This is a genomic window from Neobacillus bataviensis LMG 21833 (assembly GCF_000307875.1).
Lineage (GTDB): Bacteria > Bacillota > Bacilli > Bacillales > Cytobacillaceae > Neobacillus > Neobacillus bataviensis.
This window is the reverse complement of record NZ_AJLS01000005.1, coordinates 34,033-52,475: the sequence shown is the minus strand read 5'-3', so window position 1 is coordinate 52,475 and position 18,443 is coordinate 34,033. Positions and strand designations below refer to the sequence as shown.

Sequence of the window (18,443 nt, the reverse complement as noted above, 5' to 3'; positions counted from 1 at the left end):
GATAGTTTTTATAGGGAGGGACATGGTATGCTGGAACAACGCTACCGCTGGAAAAATAAACACTTACGCATGCATGTATCCGTTTTGGATGGGAAAACATCTCCAACCATTTTATTGAAAAACGCCTTGTATTTAAATCAGACATTCCGCAAATGGATGAGAGCGAATATTTGGATTTACGAAGATCGAATTGTTTATGTTGGTGAGAACTTACCTCCAAATATGGAAACATGTGAAATCATTGATTGCACCAATGAGATTCTTGTCCCGGGATACATCGAGCCGCATGCACATCCGTTTCAATTATATAATCCCCTAACGTTGGCGGCCTATGCATCGCAATTTGGGACAACGACGCTAATTAATGACAATATGGACCTGATTTTACATTTAAAGAAAAGGGAAGCGTTTTCATTATTAAGGGATCTTCGTTCTATCCCATCGACGATGTTTTGGTGGTGCCGTTTTGATGCACAAACGGAAATTTTGCATGAAGAAGAAATCTTTTCGAATAGTAATATTAAATCGTGGCTTGAGCATGATGCCGTACTACAGGGCGGCGAGTTGACTGGCTGGCCGAAGCTGCTTGATGGCGATGATATGATGCTTCATTGGATTCAAGAAGCGAAACGAATGCGCAAGAAAATTGAAGGCCATTTTCCTGGAGCTTCGGAAAAAACATTAGCGAAAATGATGTTGTTAGGTGCGGATTGCGATCACGAAGCAATGACAGGGGAAGAGGTTTACAATCGTTTGATGCAAGGATATATGGTGTCATTACGGTACTCTTCGATTCGCCCTGATTTACCGCAGATTTTGGATGATATGAAGCGGTTAGGTATTGAGGCATATGATCGATTACTATTTAATACCGATGGTTCTTCTTCCACTTTTTATGAGCAGGGAATGAACGATCAAATGATTCGGATTGCCATCGAAAAAGGTGTCCCTGTCATTGATGCGTATAATATGGCAACGGCCAATATCGCCAAATACTACAATATTGACCATATTCATGGGACGATTGCAACAGGACGCGTTGCGAATATTAACTTTTTATCAAGTATAGAAAATCCAACGCCGGTTTCCGTTTTGGCAAAAGGAAAATGGGTAAAGCGTAATGGTGTCCAAGTGGACGGTGCTTATACGGCAAATACTTGGGATCAATATGGGCTTAAACCATTGGAACTGGATTGGAATTTATCCACAGACGATTTACAATTTTCAATGCCGTTTGGGATCAAGATGGAAAACTCGGTTATCACGAAGCCGTATTCGATTGCCATTGATGCGTCAGTGGACGAATTACCAACCAATCATGATGAATGCTTTTTTACCTTGATGGATCGGAATGGTAAATGGAGAATCAATACGTTATTGAAAGGATTCGCCACTACTTTGCCGGCATTGGCCAGTTCCTATTCCAATTCAGGCGACATTATTTTAATTGGAAAAAATAAGCAGGATATTGTTCATGCTTTTAATAGAATGAAAGAGTTAGGCGGGGGCATTGTCATGGTGGAGAATGGCGAAGTCGTTTGTGAGGTGCCGTTAAAACTAAACGGAATAATGTCCGAACTGCCAGTCGAAAAATTAATCGAGCAGGAAAAAAGATTATTATTGGAGTTGGAAGAGAGGGGCTATAAATTTTCAGATCCGATTTACAGTCTTGCCTTCTTCTCTGCTACCCATCTGCCATACATTCGTATCACCCAGCAGGGAATGTACGATGTGATGAATAAAACAGTACTCTTTCCGTCAATAATGCGTTAAACTGTTAGTAAGTAAAGAGGTAAAGCGTGAAAGTGATTCAAAGCTTGGGGACGAAATTGGGGTGTTCATATATATGAAAAAGTGGGCTGTTGCCGCAGCAGCTGTACTGTTATTGCTTTCGGGTTGCAGCAGTAAGGAAACCGTAAAGCAAACAGAAAAGAAAGAAAAAGTGGTCGACAAAGTGGTGGAGAAGGTAGAGGAGAAGAAAGAGAACCCTTTTTCCTTTCCATTAACAGGTATAGGATCTGAAGAAAAAACAGACGGTAGAGCAATAGCGGTCATGATTAATAATGATCCAAAGGCAAGACCGCAATCGGGTTTGCATAAAGCGGACATCGTATATGAACTGCTGACCGAAGGCGATGTTACGCGTTTTATAGCTGTTTTTCAAAGTGAAAAGCCGGCCAATATTGGCCCTGTAAGGAGTTCGAGAGCCTATTATATTGAACTGGCAAAGGGATTGGATGCGTTCTATGTTGCCCACGGATACAGTGAGGAAGCTAGGAAAATGCTTGAGAGCAATTATGTCGATAATATAAATGGAATGGTCTACGATGGCACGTTATTTAAAAGATCTAGCGCACGAAAAGCACCACATAATTCCTATATTACGTACGAAAATGTTTTAAAAGGTGCTGCCGAAAAGAAATATTCCATGGAAAAAAGTCCGCCAAGCTTTGCCTTTATGTCTGAGGAAGAAAGTAAACATGTAACAGGATCCGATGCGAAGTCGGTGATGATTTCCTATTCAAGGAATGCATTCTCCAATGCTGCTTACGAGTTTGATGAATCACTTGGCAAATACAAGCGTTTTTCGGGTGGCGAGCAAACGATTGATTTAGATTCAAATGACCCGATTTTGCTGGATAATATTTTTATTATCGAAACAGCTCATCAAGTAGTCGATGAAGTAGGGCATAAGAAAATTGATTTAAAGTCTGGTGGAAAAGGTTACTTATTGCAAAAAGGTAAGGTCAACGAAGTGGAGTGGGCGAATAAGGATGGCAGAATTGTTCCTGTGAAAAATGGCGAAGAAGTGCCGTTTGTTCAAGGAAAGACATGGGTAAATGTTGTGCCAACGAATCCTGGGCTCCAAAAGAGTGTTTCTTTTAATGGAGAATAGATCTTAATCAATTAAAGGGGTATGTATATGCAAATTAATAAATTACGGGGAAAAGAACTCGATCAGTTATTTCAAGCAGTTCTTTCGTTAAAGGATTTGGAAGAATGTTATCGTTTCTTTGATGATTTATGTACCATCAATGAAATTCAATCGTTAGCCCAGCGCTTAGACGTAGCAAGAATGCTGAAGGAAGGAAACACCTATCATAAAATTGAAACAGAAACAGGAGCAAGCACGGCGACCATTTCCCGTGTGAAACGCTGTTTGAACTTTGGAAATGATACCTATGAAATGGTGCTGGAACGCGTTAAAGAAGAAGACAGCAAGGCATTAGAAGAATAAAAAGGCCGGAGAGACAACTCTTCGGTTTTTCTTTTTGTTAATGGATAGTATTTCTATAATAAGATCTATTGTTTTATTTTTTTATCGTTTCTTCAAATGTTATAATGGTGAAATGGATAAAAGAATGGGGGGCCTTGGATGTATGATTTTCGCGAGTGGCGGCATGTGTTTAAACTCGATCCAAATAAAGAAATAACAGACGGTCAATTAGAAAAAATCTGTGAATCCGGTACAGATGCAGTAATGGTAGGGGGAACGGACGGGGTAACACTTGAAAACGTCCTCGATTTAATGGCAAGAGTCCGCCGCTACACGGTTCCATGTGTCCTTGAAGTGTCAAGCATTGAGACCGTGACACCCGGTTTTGACCTTTATTTTATCCCAACGATTTTAAATAGTAATGATCCAAAGTGGATTACGGGGCTGCATCATCAGGCCGTAAAGGAATTTGGTGAAATTATGGACTGGGAAGAATTCGCCATGGAAGGTTATTGTATTTTAAATGAGGATTGCAAGGCAGCACAGCTGACGAACGCCGATGCAAACTTAACGACTGATGATGTCAGGGCATATGCAATGATGGCCGAAAAAATGTTTCAGCTGCCGATTTTTTATTTAGAATATAGCGGTAAATACGGAGATCCCACGGTGGTGGCCGCTGTGAAAAAGGTGTTGGAAAAAACAACCCTATTTTATGGCGGAGGAATCGCTACAATGGATCAGGCGGTAGAGATGGCTAAGCATGCTGACGTCATTGTCGTCGGAAATGCAATTTATGAAGATTTTGAACAAGCACTAGAAACGGTAAAAAGTGTTAAATAGAATTTGCTTTTAGCATGATAAGAACGTTACAATAAAATAAGAACAAATGTTTGTAAATGGTGGTGGAAGAAATGCAATATTTAACAGACAAGCTTTTAAACGGACTGAATCCGGAGCAGCAAAATGCTGTAAAAGCGACAGACGGCCCGCTTTTATTAATGGCAGGTGCCGGAAGTGGAAAAACAAGAGTATTAACACATCGGATTGCTTATTTAATTGTTGAAAAACGTGTAAATCCCTATAACATTTTGGCAATCACGTTTACTAACAAGGCCGCCCGCGAAATGAAGGAACGGATCAGAAAAATGATGGGCGGAGCAGCGGAGGAGGTTTGGATCTCCACTTTCCACTCGATGTGCGTCCGGATTTTGCGCCGCGATATTGACCGGATGGGCTTTAACCGGAATTTTACGATTCTCGATACAACCGACCAACTATCGGTGGTGAAAGGAATACTCAAAGACAAAAACCTCGACCCGAAAAAGTTTGACCCACGGGCAATCTTAGGATCCATCAGCTCAGCTAAAAATGAACTAATCGACCCGGAAGAATATGCGAAAGAGTCCGGCGGGTATTTTGAACAGACCGTGAGTGAAGTGTACACAGAATACCAAAAACGATTACGGAAAAACCAGGCGCTCGATTTCGATGATTTAATTATGATAACCATTCAATTGTTTCAGAGAGTTCCGGATGTACTAGAATATTATCAGCGCAAATTTCAATATATACATGTGGATGAGTATCAGGATACCAACAGAGCGCAGTATATGCTTGTGAAAATGCTGGCAATGCGTTTTCAAAATCTTTGTGTTGTCGGGGATTCTGATCAGTCTATTTATAAGTGGCGCGGAGCGGATATCGCCAATATTCTTTCGTTTGAAAAAGACTATCCGCGGGCAGAGGTAATTCTCCTCGAGCAGAATTACCGCTCCACCAAAAGGATTCTCCTTGCGGCCAATAAGGTGATCGAAAACAACCTGAACCGGAAGGCGAAAAATCTTTGGACGGAAAACCCGGAAGGAAATAAACTAGTTTACTATCGTGCTGATAGTGAGCAAGGCGAAGCACAATTTGTTGCTGGAAAAATTAAAGAATTAACTCGTGATGGTAAAAAGCTTTCCGACATTGCGATACTTTACCGCACAAATGCACAATCCCGTGTGATGGAGGAAGTTTTACTTAAATCAAATATTGAATACGCCATCGTTGGCGGCATTAAGTTCTATGACAGAAAAGAAATCAAGGATATGCTTGGGTATTTACGTTTGATTTCCAATCCGGATGATGATATCAGCTTGCAGCGCGTGATCAATGTTCCGAAACGCGGAATTGGCTCAACCTCTGTTGATAAAATCGCTAATTTTGCGGCGATGCATGATATTTCACTCTATCAAGCGTTGGACTCGGTTGAATTAATCGGACTGAGCCCGAAAATTACCAAGGCAGCACGGGAATTCCATGATTTAATTCGCAATTACACCAATATGCAGGATTTCCTTTCCGTAACGGAATTAGTAGAGGAAATTCTCGAAAAGACGGGTTATCGGGAGATGCTCAAGGCGGAAAAATCGCTTGAAGCACAAAGCCGCTTAGAAAACCTGGAGGAATTTTTATCGGTAACGAAAAACTTTGAAGAAGCCAATGAAGATAAGAGCCTCGTAGCCTTTTTAACAGATTTAGCACTTGTAGCGGACATTGATTCACTCGATGAAGATGGGGAAAAGGTCGATTCTATTACCTTAATGACCTTGCACTCAGCAAAAGGCTTGGAATTTCCGGTTGTCTTCTTAATCGGTCTGGAAGAAGGGGTCTTCCCGCATAGCCGCTCGCTTATGGAAGAGGCGGAAATGGAAGAAGAACGCCGCTTAGCCTATGTTGGAATTACAAGGGCGGAGCAAAGTTTATTTATTACGAATGCCCAAATGAGAACCTTGTTTGGTAGAACCAATATGAACCCGGCCTCAAGGTTTATTGCAGAAATACCTGAAGACCTAATTGAAGGAGTGGAACCGGAAAAACGGATGAATACGCCATTTGGTTCCGGCGGCGGAAGAGCGTTTGGTTCAAAGGGTACCTCATTTGGTTCCCCTAAAAGTTCTTTCAGCACGCCAGCTTCACCAAGAAAACCGGTTATGCGCCCTGTTTCAACTTCCTCCGGTGGCGAAGAAGTTGGCTGGAAGGTTGGGGATAAAGCGGAACATGGAAAATGGGGTATTGGAACAGTCGTAAGTGTAAAAGGTCAAGGGGAAGGAATCGAGCTGGATATTGCATTCCCGAGCCCTGTTGGCATCAAGCGTCTGCTGGCGAAATTCGCCCCAATTAAAAAGGCATAAAATGATACGTTAATCAGAGGCAGAGTTTATATTGCCCGTTAATACGGGTAATATAGTGCTCTCCTAAATGTAGGATTACCTAATGAAAGGGCTGAACATATGGACCTTCAATTGGCTGAACAGAAAATCAATGAAATCAGAAGCCTATTAAATCAATATGGCTATGAATATTATGTGCTCGACCATCCAACTGTACCGGATGCGGAATATGACAAGCTCATGCAGGAGCTACTCGTACTTGAGGAAAAGTTCCCAGAGTTAAAAACGCCGGATTCTCCTTCCATCCGCGTTGGCGGTACGGTGCTTGATCTGTTTGAAAAAGTGGAGCATCGTACCCCGATGTTGAGTTTGGGCAATGCCTTTAATGAACAAGATTTACGGGATTTTGACCGCAGGGTGCGTCAGGCAGCAGGAGAGGCCGTTTCCTATGTTTGTGAGTTGAAAATCGACGGACTTGCCGTTTCCTTACGATATGAAGAGGGGTTATTTGTTCAAGGGGCAACCCGCGGTGACGGAACGATTGGCGAAGATATTACCGCAAATTTAAAAACGATTAAATCCATCCCGCTTCGCTTACGGGAAAATGTGTCTTTAGAAGTTCGCGGTGAGGCCTACATGCCAAAACGTTCATTTGAAGCGTTGAATAAGGCGAGAGAAGAGCGCGGCGAGGAGCTTTTTGCCAACCCAAGAAATGCAGCCGCAGGGTCGCTCAGGCAGCTTGACCCGAAAATTGCGGCATCAAGAAAGTTAGATGTATTTTTATATGGGATTGGTAATACAGGGGCGAGCGGTGTCATCTCCCATAGTGAAGGTCTTAATTACCTAGACCATCTCGGTTTTAAAACTAATAAAGAGCGGAAAACATGTGCAACGATTGATGATGTGATTTCGTATGTGAACGGCTGGGTTGAAAAGCGTCCGCATCTTCCCTATGAGATTGATGGAATTGTTATCAAAGTGGATTCACTGCAGCAGCAGGAAGAGCTAGGCACAACGGCCAAAAGCCCGCGCTGGGCGATTGCGTATAAGTTTCCCGCTGAAGAAGTGATTACGACCCTATTAGATATTGAATTAAGCGTTGGTAGAACAGGTGTCATTACGCCAACAGCGCTGCTTGAACCAGTAAAAGTTGCCGGGACAACCGTACAGCGTGCATCCTTGCATAATGAAGACCTAATCCGTGAAAAGGATATCAAAATTGGCGATAAAGTCGTGGTGAAAAAAGCCGGTGATATCATTCCGGAGGTAGTAAATGTTCTCGCGGATCAACGGACTGGTAAAGAAGTAGATTTTCACATGCCAACACATTGTCCTGAATGTGAAAGCGAGCTTGTCCGTCTTGAGGGGGAAGTGGCACTACGCTGCATTAACCCGAAATGCCCGGCGCAAATTCGTGAAGGCCTGATTCATTTCGTCTCACGTGATGCTATGAACATAGACGGTCTTGGAGAAAAAGTCATTAGCCAGCTTTTTGCTGAAAAATTAATCGGCGATGTCGCTGATATTTATAAGCTAACTCGTGAACAGTTGTTAGCCCTTGAAAGAATGGGCGAAAAGTCTGTCACCAATCTATTAAAGGCGATTGAAATTTCAAAAGGAAATTCTCTTGAAAAACTGCTATTTGGTCTTGGCATTCGTCATGTCGGTGCGAAGGCAGCAAAAACGCTTGCTCAAGCATTTACGACAATGGAAAAACTAGCTGTCGCTACGAAAGAGGATTTAATTGCGATCAATGAAATCGGTGATAAGATGGCTGACTCCATCGTTGCTTTTTTTGAGCAGGAGGAAGCGAAGGCGCTTATAAAAGAACTAGTCACTGCAGGAGTAAATATGGAATATAAGGGAGCGAAACCTGTCACCAACGCTGAATCAAATTCCATTTTCGCCGGGAAAACGGTTGTCCTTACTGGAAAGCTTGAGCAGCTTTCGCGAAATGAAGCGAAGGAAAGAATCGAGGCGCTAGGCGGCAATGTTGCCGGCAGCGTAAGTAAAAAAACACATCTCGTCATTGCTGGAGAAGACGCAGGTTCCAAGTTAACGAAGGCGCAAGAGCTGGGTATTGAAGTGTGGGACGAGGAGAAGCTTTTAGTAGAACTAAATAAATAAGAGGTGGATTGACGTGAGGAAATTCTCATTGCTCGCTCTCTCCCTTGTCTTTTTGCTGAGTGCCTGTGCACCAAACTTTCAAAAGCAAAATGAAGCTGTTCAAACAAAGGAGAAAGTGAAAGGGAAGGCGATTATTCCTAAATATAATATATCGGACAAGTATTACCGGACCATTCTGCCATTTCAGCCGGGGGAAGCACGTGGATTGGTCGTCAATAATATCAATACACGTTATGACTTAAATGAGTTTGAAATGGGTTTAATGCGAATTGCTCAGAATAGCTTCGATACCGACAAGTATCTTTTCCGAGAAGGTCAAGAAATTAAAGCAAAGACCGTTAGGCAGTGGCTAAACCGCCAATATACTGAAGAACAGGTAAAGGCAAAAAATATGAAGTCGGAAGATAATATCGGACTAAACCCAGTAGATACCAGTGCCGCTGGTACGGATCCATCAAGCCCGATTTATCTAGCGCATATTTTAGAACATGACTATCTGACTAAAGATGATAAAGGGAATGTTAAACTTGCCGGAGTCACGTTTGGTCTTGCGATGAACTCAATCTATTATTATAAAATAACGCCTGATGGTGATACTCTCGAGAAGAAGATTGAGTTTGCTGAAATGGAAAGTGAAGGAAAGAAATTAGCCGAAGAAGTGGTCAAACGAGCCCGTGCAACGAAAACTTTGAGGGATGTTCCGATAACAGTTGCTTTATTTGAACAAGAAAGTAAATCCTCTGTGACACCAGGCCATTTTTTTGCCTATACCACTGTTGACCAGGGGAGCTCAAGTTTAAATGGCTGGGAAAAGGTAGATGAAAAATACTACTTATTCCCGTCAACTGAAGCGCAAAATGATCACCGTGATGATACAATCGCCTTTTTAAACTTTAAGCAGGACGTAGAGGAATATTTTCCTAACTTTAATGGGGTCATTGGCAGAGCTTTTTACGTTGGCGATCAGTTGCAGGACTTAAACATTACCATTCCTATCCAATTCTATGGAAAAACGGAGGGAATTGGGTTTGCTCAATACGTGACAGGGTTAGTAATGGAACATTTTCCTAAGTATCTTTCTGTTTCAGTAAGTGTTACCTCTGTTGACGGTCCGGAAGCATTGATTGTGCGAAAGGCCAATGAAAACGAACCATTCGTATATATTTACTAATAAGATCCAGCGGGTGCGCTGGGTCTTTTCTATTTGATACTAATAAGTGAATCATGTAGAATGGATTTTGGGTGTAAACGTTTTAATACATATGTAGGAGGGGTTTAGAAATGATACAACCTTACAAACATGAACCATTTACCGATTTTACAATTGAAGAAAATCGTCAGGCCTATCTTAAGGCATTAGAAACTGTGGAAGGTTATTTAGGTCAGGATTACGACCTTGTGATCGACGGGGAAAGAATCGCAACGGAAGATAAAATCGTTTCTTATAATCCATCAAATAAAGAAGAAATAATCGGCCGAGTATCCAAAGCAAACCAGGAGCTGGCGGAAAAAGCGATGCAGGCTGCGGTCGAAGCATTTAAAACATGGAGAAAAACAAAGCCAGAGGTTAGAGCGGATGTTCTATTTAAAGCGGCTGCCATCATTCGCCGCCGAAAGCACGAATTTTCAGCTCTAATGACAAAAGAAGCAGGTAAGCCATGGAGAGAAGCAGATGCAGATACTGCTGAAGGAATTGACTTTCTAGAATATTATGGCCGCCAAATGCTGGCACTTAAAGATGGTGTACCAGTACAAAGTCGTCCAAATGAATTTAATCGTTATGATTATATTCCATTGGGTGTGGGCATTATTATTTCACCATGGAACTTCCCGTTTGCAATCATGGCAGGAACAACGGTAGCAGCAATCGTGTCAGGAAATACGGTGCTATTAAAACCAGCTTCCACAACTCCGATTATTGCTGCAAAGTTTGTTGAAGTAATGGAAGAAGCGGGTCTTCCAAAAGGCGTATTAAACTTCGTACCGGGAAGCGGTGCCGAAGTGGGCGACTATTTAGTTGATCATAAAGATACTCGTTTCATCAGCTTTACCGGTTCTCGTGATGTTGGTCTTCGTATTTTCGACCGTTCTTCTAAGGTGAACAAAGGTCAAGTTTGGATGAAGCGTTTGATTGCAGAAATGGGCGGGAAAGATACGATTGTCGTTGACAGTGATGCGGATCTTGAACTGGCTGCACAATCCATCGTTGCCGGTGCATTCGGCTTCTCCGGTCAAAAATGTTCTGCCTGCTCTCGTGCTGTTATTGTTGAAGATGTCTATGATCAAGTATTGAACCGTGCGGTGGAATTAACCAATCAATTAACGGTTGGTGATCCAACTGAGCAAGGTACGTTCATGGGTCCAGTAAACGATAATAATGCATTTAAGAAAATTACGGAATACATTGAAATTGGCAAGGGTGAAGGCAAACTGATGACAGGCGGCGAAGGTGATAATTCCAAAGGCTACTTCATCAAACCAACGATTATTGCTGACCTTTCTCCAACTGCCCGTATTATGCAGGAAGAAATCTTTGGCCCAGTTGTTGGATTCACAAAAGCAAAAGATTTCACGGAAGCAATCGAAATTGCCAACAATACAGAGTATGGTTTAACAGGTGCTGTCATCACGAAAAACCGCGCGCACCAAGAACAAGCTCGTGAAGATTTCCATGTTGGAAACCTATACTTTAACCGTTCTTGTACAGGTGCAATCGTTGGTTACCAGCCATTCGGCGGTTTCAACATGTCGGGAACTGACTCAAAAGCAGGCGGTCCAGACTACTTATTGCTTCACATGCAAGCAAAGACAACTTCAGAAATGTATTAAGTCGAAGAAATAAAAATTTCTAGTATTTAAATGAATAACAATAAAAAAGCCTTCGTTCCTAAAATAGGGATTGAAGGCTTTTTTTAGTTTAATGAGGTTGTAAAAAGATATATTAAGTATTAATATACTTAATATAAGTTAGATTATTATAAGCTAAGGGTGAGTTGGGATTAAGAATGAACCTCTGTATCAACAAATCAAAAATAAAATCAAAGAGCAAATACAGTCGGGTAAGCTGCGAGTAGGTGACCGTGTACCCTCGGAAAAGGAGTTAACTGAAAAATTCCATGTTAGTCAGATTACTACTAAAAATGCACTTGTCGGCCTTGCTGAAGAAGGGATAGTTGAAAGAATTAAAGGGAGAGGAACCTTTGTTTGTGAAAGTGACCTTACGACTTCAATCAGACCAGCGTATGAACAGGAAGGGTTAATAGGCCTTATTCTTCCTAGTATGAAAACAAGAATTGAACAAGAATTTGTCAATTATATTGAGAAATACGTCTCAAAGAATGGTCATCATCTTATTATTAAGATAACAAGAGAGTCTCAGTTTGAAGAAGCAGATGCAATTGAGATGTTTAGAAAAATGGATATAAAGGGAATGATTATTTTTCCTACAGAAAAAGAAACATATAATGATGCTGTACTAAGGCTTTCACTGGATAAATTTCCATTTGTATTAATTGATAGATATATGGAGAATATTTTAACGTACAGCGTGACCTCTGAAAATAAAGCTGGGACTCTAGAAGCAGTTTCATACTTATTAAATAAAGGTCATAAGCATATAGGGCTTATATCTCCAATCATTACTAATACAGTGACTGACGAGAGGGCTAAGGGGTTTGAAAACGCCTTTTTAAAACGGGGAACAACCATTAATAAGAATCTTTGGCTAACACTTAGTTTCAATGATATTTCTCAGAATAAAACTCCCAAGCTCATTAAAGAGTTTCTAATCAGTAAACCTGAAATGACAGCAATTTTTACCATGAATGCTGAATTAGCGGTTTATACTCATTTAGCCATAAGTTCTCTAAAGAGCGAGACAGGCAGAGAAATTGAATTACTAACCTTTGATTCACCAGGTATTTCTGGAGTTACGTTTATAAAACAGGATATTGAAAAATGTAGTAAAAAAACAGTTGATTTGCTTTTAGAACAACTTGAAGGTATTTATGAGCCGAAAAGAATGTATGTCCCTGTTGAACTTATTTTAAGTGAGCGTGAATTGTTGGAAAAGATCCTAACATAGCTTTAGATACAATAAAAGATGATAAAACCCAAACGTAGGCATGATCCGCTGTCCTTGTTTGGGTTTTATCTTTTTTAAAGTAGGAAGAGTTAGATATGAAAAAATACCTTTTTTCTTGAAAAGTATATTTTATACTAAGTTTAGTATATTAACAGTAAAAAACTTAATATAAGATGTGAATGTAAACACTTTCAAAAACTGAATTAACTGAAGTTTTTCATAAATGCTAAAAAAGGAGTTATATAAAATGACTGAAAAGAACATTCCAAGAAGTGAATATCCTCGTCCCCAATTCGAAAGGGCAGACTGGATGAATTTAAATGGCGAATGGAATTTTAAGTTTGATAGAGAGAACCTAGGTGAAAAGGAACAGTGGTTCCAGGAATCAAATTTTGATAAAAAAATTATTGTCCCTTTTACATATGAAACAAAAGCCAGTGGTATTGGTGAAGAAGTATTTTGTCCAGCTGTCTGGTATCAAAAAAGCGTAATTCTTCCTAGTGAGTATGAAAAAAAGAATGTAATACTTCATTTCCAAGCAGCTGATTATATTACAAAGTTATGGGTAAACGGCACTTTTGTTGGTGAAAGAAAAGGTGGGCAAATCGCTTTCTCTTTTAATATAACTGATTATTTAAATGAGAAAAATGAATTAAATATTGTAGTGAAAATTGAAGATAGTCAAAGCTGTTTCCAGCCAAGAGGAAAACAAAGATGGTTAGATGATAGTTATGAATGCTGGTATGTTCAAACAACGGGAATTTGGCAAACAGTCTGGCTTGAGTTTTTAAATGAAGCACATGTTCAAGCTGTAAAAATCACACCAGATATTGATACAGAATCAGTGGAAATTGCCTATGAAGTGTCGGGAAACATTGATCCATCTTTAGTCTTAAAAACCACTATTTCATTTAAAGGTGAGTCAATTAGAGCATTTGAGCAAACGGTTAATCGTCCATATCAAACAATCAAGACAAATATTGCAAGTGAATTTCACCATTGGAGAGTGATCCTTTGGAGTCCACAAGCCCCCAATTTATATGATGTAGAATTTACTTTATACAAAAACGGTGAAGTCATAGATTCTGTAAGGTCATATTTTGGAATGAGAAAGGTTTCAATCGAGAATGGGAATGTTTTATTGAATAATATTCCACTCTATCAAAAGCTAATTTTAGATCAGGGGTATTGGGAAGAGTCCCATTTAACACCGCCTTCAGAAGAAGCAATTATTGAGGATATTGACCGGACAATGGAGATGGGCTTTAACGGAGTAAGGAAGCATATGAAAGTGGAAGATCAGCGCTATCTTTATTGGGCCGATAAAAAAGGTCTACTTGTGTGGTCTGAAATGGCTGCAACCTATGAGTTTTCAGATGAGGCAGTTCAGAATTTTACAGAGGAATGGATAGAAGTTGTTAAACAACATTATAATCATCCATGCATCATTACATGGACACCGTTTAATGAATCTTGGGGTGTGAAAAATATTTATACAAACCATAAGCAGCAAAAATTCACAGAAGGAATCTATCATCTAACAAAAGCTATTGATAGCATGAGGCCTGTTATTGTAAACGATGGCTGGGAGCATACCGTTTCAGACATTATTTCGTTACATGATTATGTAGAATATGGTGATGAATTTTTAAAACGATATAACGATAAAGAAAAAGTAGTTAAAAACGATATAGCATTTAATAATTTTAAACATGCGATGGCACAGGGTTATAAATATAACGGTCAGCCAATCATTATTAGTGAATATGGCGGCATTGCATTCAATTCTGAAAAAGGCTGGGGCTATGGTAATCAGGTAAAGAGTGAGGAAGAGTTCTTACATCGTTATGAATCTATTACTCAAGCAATAAAAGATACACCATATATTAGTGGATTTTGCTATACACAAATTACCGATGTGCAGCAAGAGATTAATGGCTTATTAAAGGAAAATCGAGCAGCCAAAGTAGACATAAACAAAATCAGGGCAATTAACAACAAATAATTGCCACATTGATCATTAAGTATAATCCCCATTGGCTGAAAATTTTAAAAGTTCAGCCAATTGGAGCTATATATAGTAAAATATTTATTCAAAAGTGTACTTGCTATTAATTAAACTGTATTTAATTGGGAGGGGGTACAGGTTTCAAGTTGTTAGTAGGGTTTCAGTTTTATTATAAAAAAATCAGGGGGAAAACCAATGAGGAAAATATCAGTATTAATGTTCTCTATACTTTTTGTGGTGATGATGGCTTTAACAGGATGCAGTTCATCTAGTTCAGGTTCCGGGGGTTCTTCTTCAGCTAAAAATGAAATTGTTTATTGGAATCCGTTTACAGGGCCTGATGGCGAAAATATGAAACAAATCGTTAATGAATATAACAAGACAAATCCAAAATTCCAGATAAAGAATGTATCAATTCAAGCTGATGATATGTATAAAAAGATTCCAACAGTCGTTAACTCTGGAAAAGGTATCCCTGATCTTACAATTGTCCATGCTGAGAGAATTAAACAGTTTGTTGACAATGACCTATTAACAACTTATGACGATAAATTGGCTGATTATCCTGAAATTAAAGCTGAAAACTATGTACCTGCAGGTTGGAACATTGGTGATCTTAATGGAAGTAGATATAGTGTTCCATTAGATGTACACAGTTTTGTTATGTATTACAATAAGGATTTACTAGAAAAATATGCACCAAACGCACTCGATGATAACGTGATTACCTTTGATGAAATAAAAGCAGCTGGAGAATTGTCTAAAAAAGATAAAATCACCGGTATTGGTATAACTTGGACGCGACCAATCTTTTTATCGATTTACAATCAACTTGGTGGAGATATCACTAGTGACGGTGAAACACCAACTCTTAATACGCCAGAAGCTAAGAAAGCATTAGAATTATTAAAAGGATTAGTTGATGACAAAATTGCTAACAAGGATGGAGAAGACCCAGGTCAATTATTCAAATCCGGTAAGGCAATCTTTTACCCAGAAGGTATTTGGATGCAAAATAGTGTAAATGAAGCGAAAAATTTAAAATGGGGTTTAACAAGCTTTCCTCAGATTTCACCTGATAAAATTGTAAACTGGACGTCCTCACATCAATTCGTAATGTTTAAGGACAAAAATCGATCTGAAGAGAAGACGAAGGGAATAATGGATTTCCTTGATTATGTCAGAGAAAATTCACTTCCATGGGCTAAAGCTGGCCAAAACCCGGCAGCATTAGCGACATTAGAGAATCCTGAATATCAAGAATTACCACAATCATTTTTAGTGAAAAATCCTGAAATGCAAAATACACTTAAAATCTTTGATTATAAATATAATGGATTTGCAGCCGAAGAAATTGATAAATTGGTCGGTGATGCGATATATGGAAAATTGGATATTGATAAAGGACTAAAAGCGGCTCAAAAGGCAGTCGAGGATAAAATTGCCACAAATAATAAAAAGTAAAATTGCTAGAAATGAGTTTGTTAATATTGGGTGTTAGCAGAATTATAGAGAAATCCTTATAAGAGCATAAGGATTTCTCTCTCTATTCGATAACGTAAGAATAGGAGTTAAAAATTATGATAAATACTGGAGTGAACAAGGAAATAAATATGTCTTCAGCAATAGAAAAAAATTCGGGTAAAAACCGGATTAATCTTTCTCCGTATCTTTACATCGGACCACATCTAATATTATTTGCAATTTTTTTTCTTTTTCCCACTATATATGGTATTTATATTTCATTTACCAACTGGGATCTAATAGGAGATCCCGAATTTGTAGGATTTGCTAATTATCAAGAAATATTATTTAATCAAGAGTCTACATTTTACGATCAACTACGCACCGGATTGGGAAATACATTTAAGTTTGTACTTTTTACGGTTCCTGCTTGTATTATTGTTCCTTTACTTTTAGCTTCAGGTCTTAACACAAAACCGAAGGGGATGAAGTTTTTTCAAGCACTATTCTACATGCCAACTTTGTTCTCCGTTTCTGCAGTCATGATTATTTTCTCTATGCTTTATAGTGTTTCTTTTGGACCGCTTAACCATTATCTTAATGTAGAAACGAACTGGATAGCTACCCAGCCATACGCTTGGATTACATTAGTGACTGTTACTGTTTGGTGGACAATCGGTGCGAATATGATTATTTATCAGGCTGCTCTTAACGGTATTTCAAAAGATTTATATGAAGCTGCCTCAATGGACGGGGCAAATAGTATACAAAGATTCTTTAGAATCACATTACCGAGCATAAGAGCTCAAATATTATATACTGTTGTCATTACAACCATCGCGCAATTTAATGTATATGGACAACCGCTCATGTTAACAAAAGGCGGACCAACAAGCTCAACTACAGTTTTGTTAATGTACATTCAAGAGAACGCATTTGGTTCTGGAATTTCCATTGCTGGTATTGGGGCAGCACTGGCTGTAATCCTGGGTTTATGTATTATGGCTGTTTCTGCTATCCAATTCTTCTTTTTAAGACAACGTGATTAGGAGGTGCTTACCTTGGTGAAAAAAAGAATATCAAAAATTGTAGCTGTAATCTTTTTACTATTAATGGTGTTTATATGGGTTGTCCCTGTCCTGTATACAATGATCACTTCCTTCAAAAGTGAGGCCGATATTCAAACGAATGCTTTTACAATTTTACCTATTAATTGGGTGATTGGTAATTATCAGGATGTCCTCTTTGGTAACACGAGTGCTCCAGTTGCCAAATGGTTTTTGAACTCGCTTATTATATCGGTATCACAAACAGTATTAGTATTAGTCATCGTTTCATTAGCTGGTTATGGATATTCAAGAATGAAATTTAAGGGAAGAGACGCGATCTTTGTCTTTTTAATGGCAACGATGATGTTCCCGGCAGTCGTAAATCTTATTCCACTCTATAAAATTATTGATACATTAGGTTGGGTAAATAATTATTTAGCGGCGATTGTTCCAGGGGCAGCGGGAGTATTTAATATTTTTCTCATAAGACAGTTTATGCAGGGGATTCCTAAGGAATTTGATGAATCAGCGAGGGTGGATGGTGCCTCTGATTTCCAAATATTCTTTAAGTTGATCTTGCCGCTGATAAGACCTGTGTTGACTGTTGTAGCATTGTTTACCTTTACAGCCTCATGGAATGACTTCTTATGGCCATCTATTGTGTTTAATGATGTTGAAAAAATGCCCATTACACCAGGATTGCAATTACTCCAGGGGATGTATGCACTAGATGTAGCTCATGCCTTAACTGGAGCATTGGTAGCCATTGTTCCAACATTTATCCTTTATTTATTCACACAAAAATACTTTATGGAATCACTCTCCTTGTCATCTGGTGTTAAAGGATAATAAAAACAATTTCTGCCTGTAAAGGGGGGCTAATAGTGAATAGAAAGCTAGAGAGAAGATTAATTATGGTCGGTTCTATATGGCAAATAGTCTCGGGGCTCCTTACCATTTTCGTTTATGCATCATATATAAAAAATGAAGGATTGAACTCCTCGTATAACACTCTAGCTAAACTCGAGGCTGCACAATCCATTTTTGGCAGTATGTATATGTTTTCGGTTACCTTTGGGATGCTTTTTGTTATTCTCGGAATTTTAAACTTTGTTTTAGCGAAAACACTGAAGGACGATAAAGCAGAAGTGAAGAAACCTATCTGGTTTATCTTATTAGGGCTTGCATCCTATCTAGTGATGGATCTTTTAGGATCTTTGATGTTTCTATCGGCAGGAATTTTAGCATTAGCGAAAAATAAATCAATCTCAAAGATGGTAAACTATCAATTTCAAAAGCAATAATTACACTTATTCGTCCTATTAATTCAGTCATT

At 39.2% G+C, this 18,443-nt stretch carries 14 protein-coding genes; all 14 read left to right on the top strand.

Annotated features, from left to right (window positions below; all coding sequences use genetic code 11):
* The first annotated feature begins 27 nt into the window (after positions 1 to 27).
* Positions 28 to 1,773: an adenine deaminase C-terminal domain-containing protein gene (locus tag BABA_RS01000; RefSeq protein WP_007083247.1), complete on the top strand. Its 1,746-nt coding sequence runs from the start codon at positions 28 to 30 to the stop codon at positions 1,771 to 1,773.
* 73 nt (positions 1,774 to 1,846) lie between these two features.
* On the top strand, positions 1,847 to 2,896 hold the full coding sequence (locus tag BABA_RS00995; RefSeq protein WP_007083246.1) for a DUF3048 domain-containing protein: 1,050 nt from the start codon (positions 1,847 to 1,849) through the stop codon (positions 2,894 to 2,896).
* Positions 2,897 to 2,923: 27 nt separating this feature from the next.
* Positions 2,924 to 3,238 (top strand): YerC/YecD family TrpR-related protein, encoded by a 315-nt coding sequence (locus tag BABA_RS00990; protein ID WP_007083245.1) that lies wholly within the window; start codon positions 2,924 to 2,926, stop codon positions 3,236 to 3,238.
* Between the two features lie 138 nt (positions 3,239 to 3,376).
* Positions 3,377 to 4,060 carry a heptaprenylglyceryl phosphate synthase gene (pcrB, locus tag BABA_RS00985; RefSeq protein WP_007083244.1) on the top strand — a complete coding sequence of 228 codons (684 nt, stop codon included), beginning with the start codon at positions 3,377 to 3,379 and terminating at the stop codon, positions 4,058 to 4,060.
* Between the two features lie 71 nt (positions 4,061 to 4,131).
* Positions 4,132 to 6,396 carry a DNA helicase PcrA gene (gene pcrA / locus BABA_RS00980; RefSeq protein ID WP_007083243.1) on the top strand — a complete coding sequence of 755 codons (2,265 nt, stop codon included), beginning with the start codon at positions 4,132 to 4,134 and terminating at the stop codon, positions 6,394 to 6,396.
* Between the two features lie 99 nt (positions 6,397 to 6,495).
* Positions 6,496 to 8,502 (top strand): NAD-dependent DNA ligase LigA, encoded by a 2,007-nt coding sequence (gene ligA / locus BABA_RS00975; protein ID WP_007083242.1) that lies wholly within the window; start codon positions 6,496 to 6,498, stop codon positions 8,500 to 8,502.
* Positions 8,503 to 8,515: 13 nt separating this feature from the next.
* The gene (locus tag BABA_RS00970) at positions 8,516 to 9,673 is read left to right on the top strand and encodes a CamS family sex pheromone protein (protein WP_007083241.1); all 1,158 of its coding nucleotides are present in this window, start codon (positions 8,516 to 8,518) and stop codon (positions 9,671 to 9,673) included.
* A gap of 110 nt (positions 9,674 to 9,783) precedes the next feature.
* Entirely contained in the window at positions 9,784 to 11,331 is a 1,548-nt protein-coding gene (gene pruA / locus BABA_RS00965; protein ID WP_007083240.1) for an L-glutamate gamma-semialdehyde dehydrogenase, read from the top strand.
* Positions 11,332 to 11,500: 169 nt separating this feature from the next.
* Positions 11,501 to 12,586 carry a GntR family transcriptional regulator gene (locus tag BABA_RS00960; protein ID WP_040344824.1) on the top strand — a complete coding sequence of 362 codons (1,086 nt, stop codon included), beginning with the start codon at positions 11,501 to 11,503 and terminating at the stop codon, positions 12,584 to 12,586.
* A 247-nt stretch (positions 12,587 to 12,833) separates the two neighbouring features.
* A complete protein-coding gene (locus tag BABA_RS00955; protein ID WP_007083238.1) occupies positions 12,834 to 14,591 on the top strand; it encodes a glycoside hydrolase family 2 protein in 1,758 nt (585 codons plus the stop codon).
* A gap of 198 nt (positions 14,592 to 14,789) precedes the next feature.
* Entirely contained in the window at positions 14,790 to 16,058 is a 1,269-nt protein-coding gene (locus BABA_RS00950; protein ID WP_007083237.1) for an extracellular solute-binding protein, read from the top strand.
* 116 nt (positions 16,059 to 16,174) lie between these two features.
* Positions 16,175 to 17,107, top strand: a complete 933-nt coding sequence (locus BABA_RS00945) for a carbohydrate ABC transporter permease (RefSeq protein WP_007083236.1) — start codon at positions 16,175 to 16,177, stop codon at positions 17,105 to 17,107.
* Positions 17,108 to 17,122: 15 nt separating this feature from the next.
* Complete coding sequence (locus BABA_RS00940) at positions 17,123 to 17,956, top strand: carbohydrate ABC transporter permease (RefSeq protein WP_338040003.1); 834 nt, start codon at positions 17,123 to 17,125, stop codon at positions 17,954 to 17,956.
* Between the two features lie 35 nt (positions 17,957 to 17,991).
* Complete coding sequence (locus tag BABA_RS00935; RefSeq protein ID WP_007083234.1) at positions 17,992 to 18,411, top strand: hypothetical protein; 420 nt, start codon at positions 17,992 to 17,994, stop codon at positions 18,409 to 18,411.
* Positions 18,412 to 18,443: the final 32 nt, after the last annotated feature.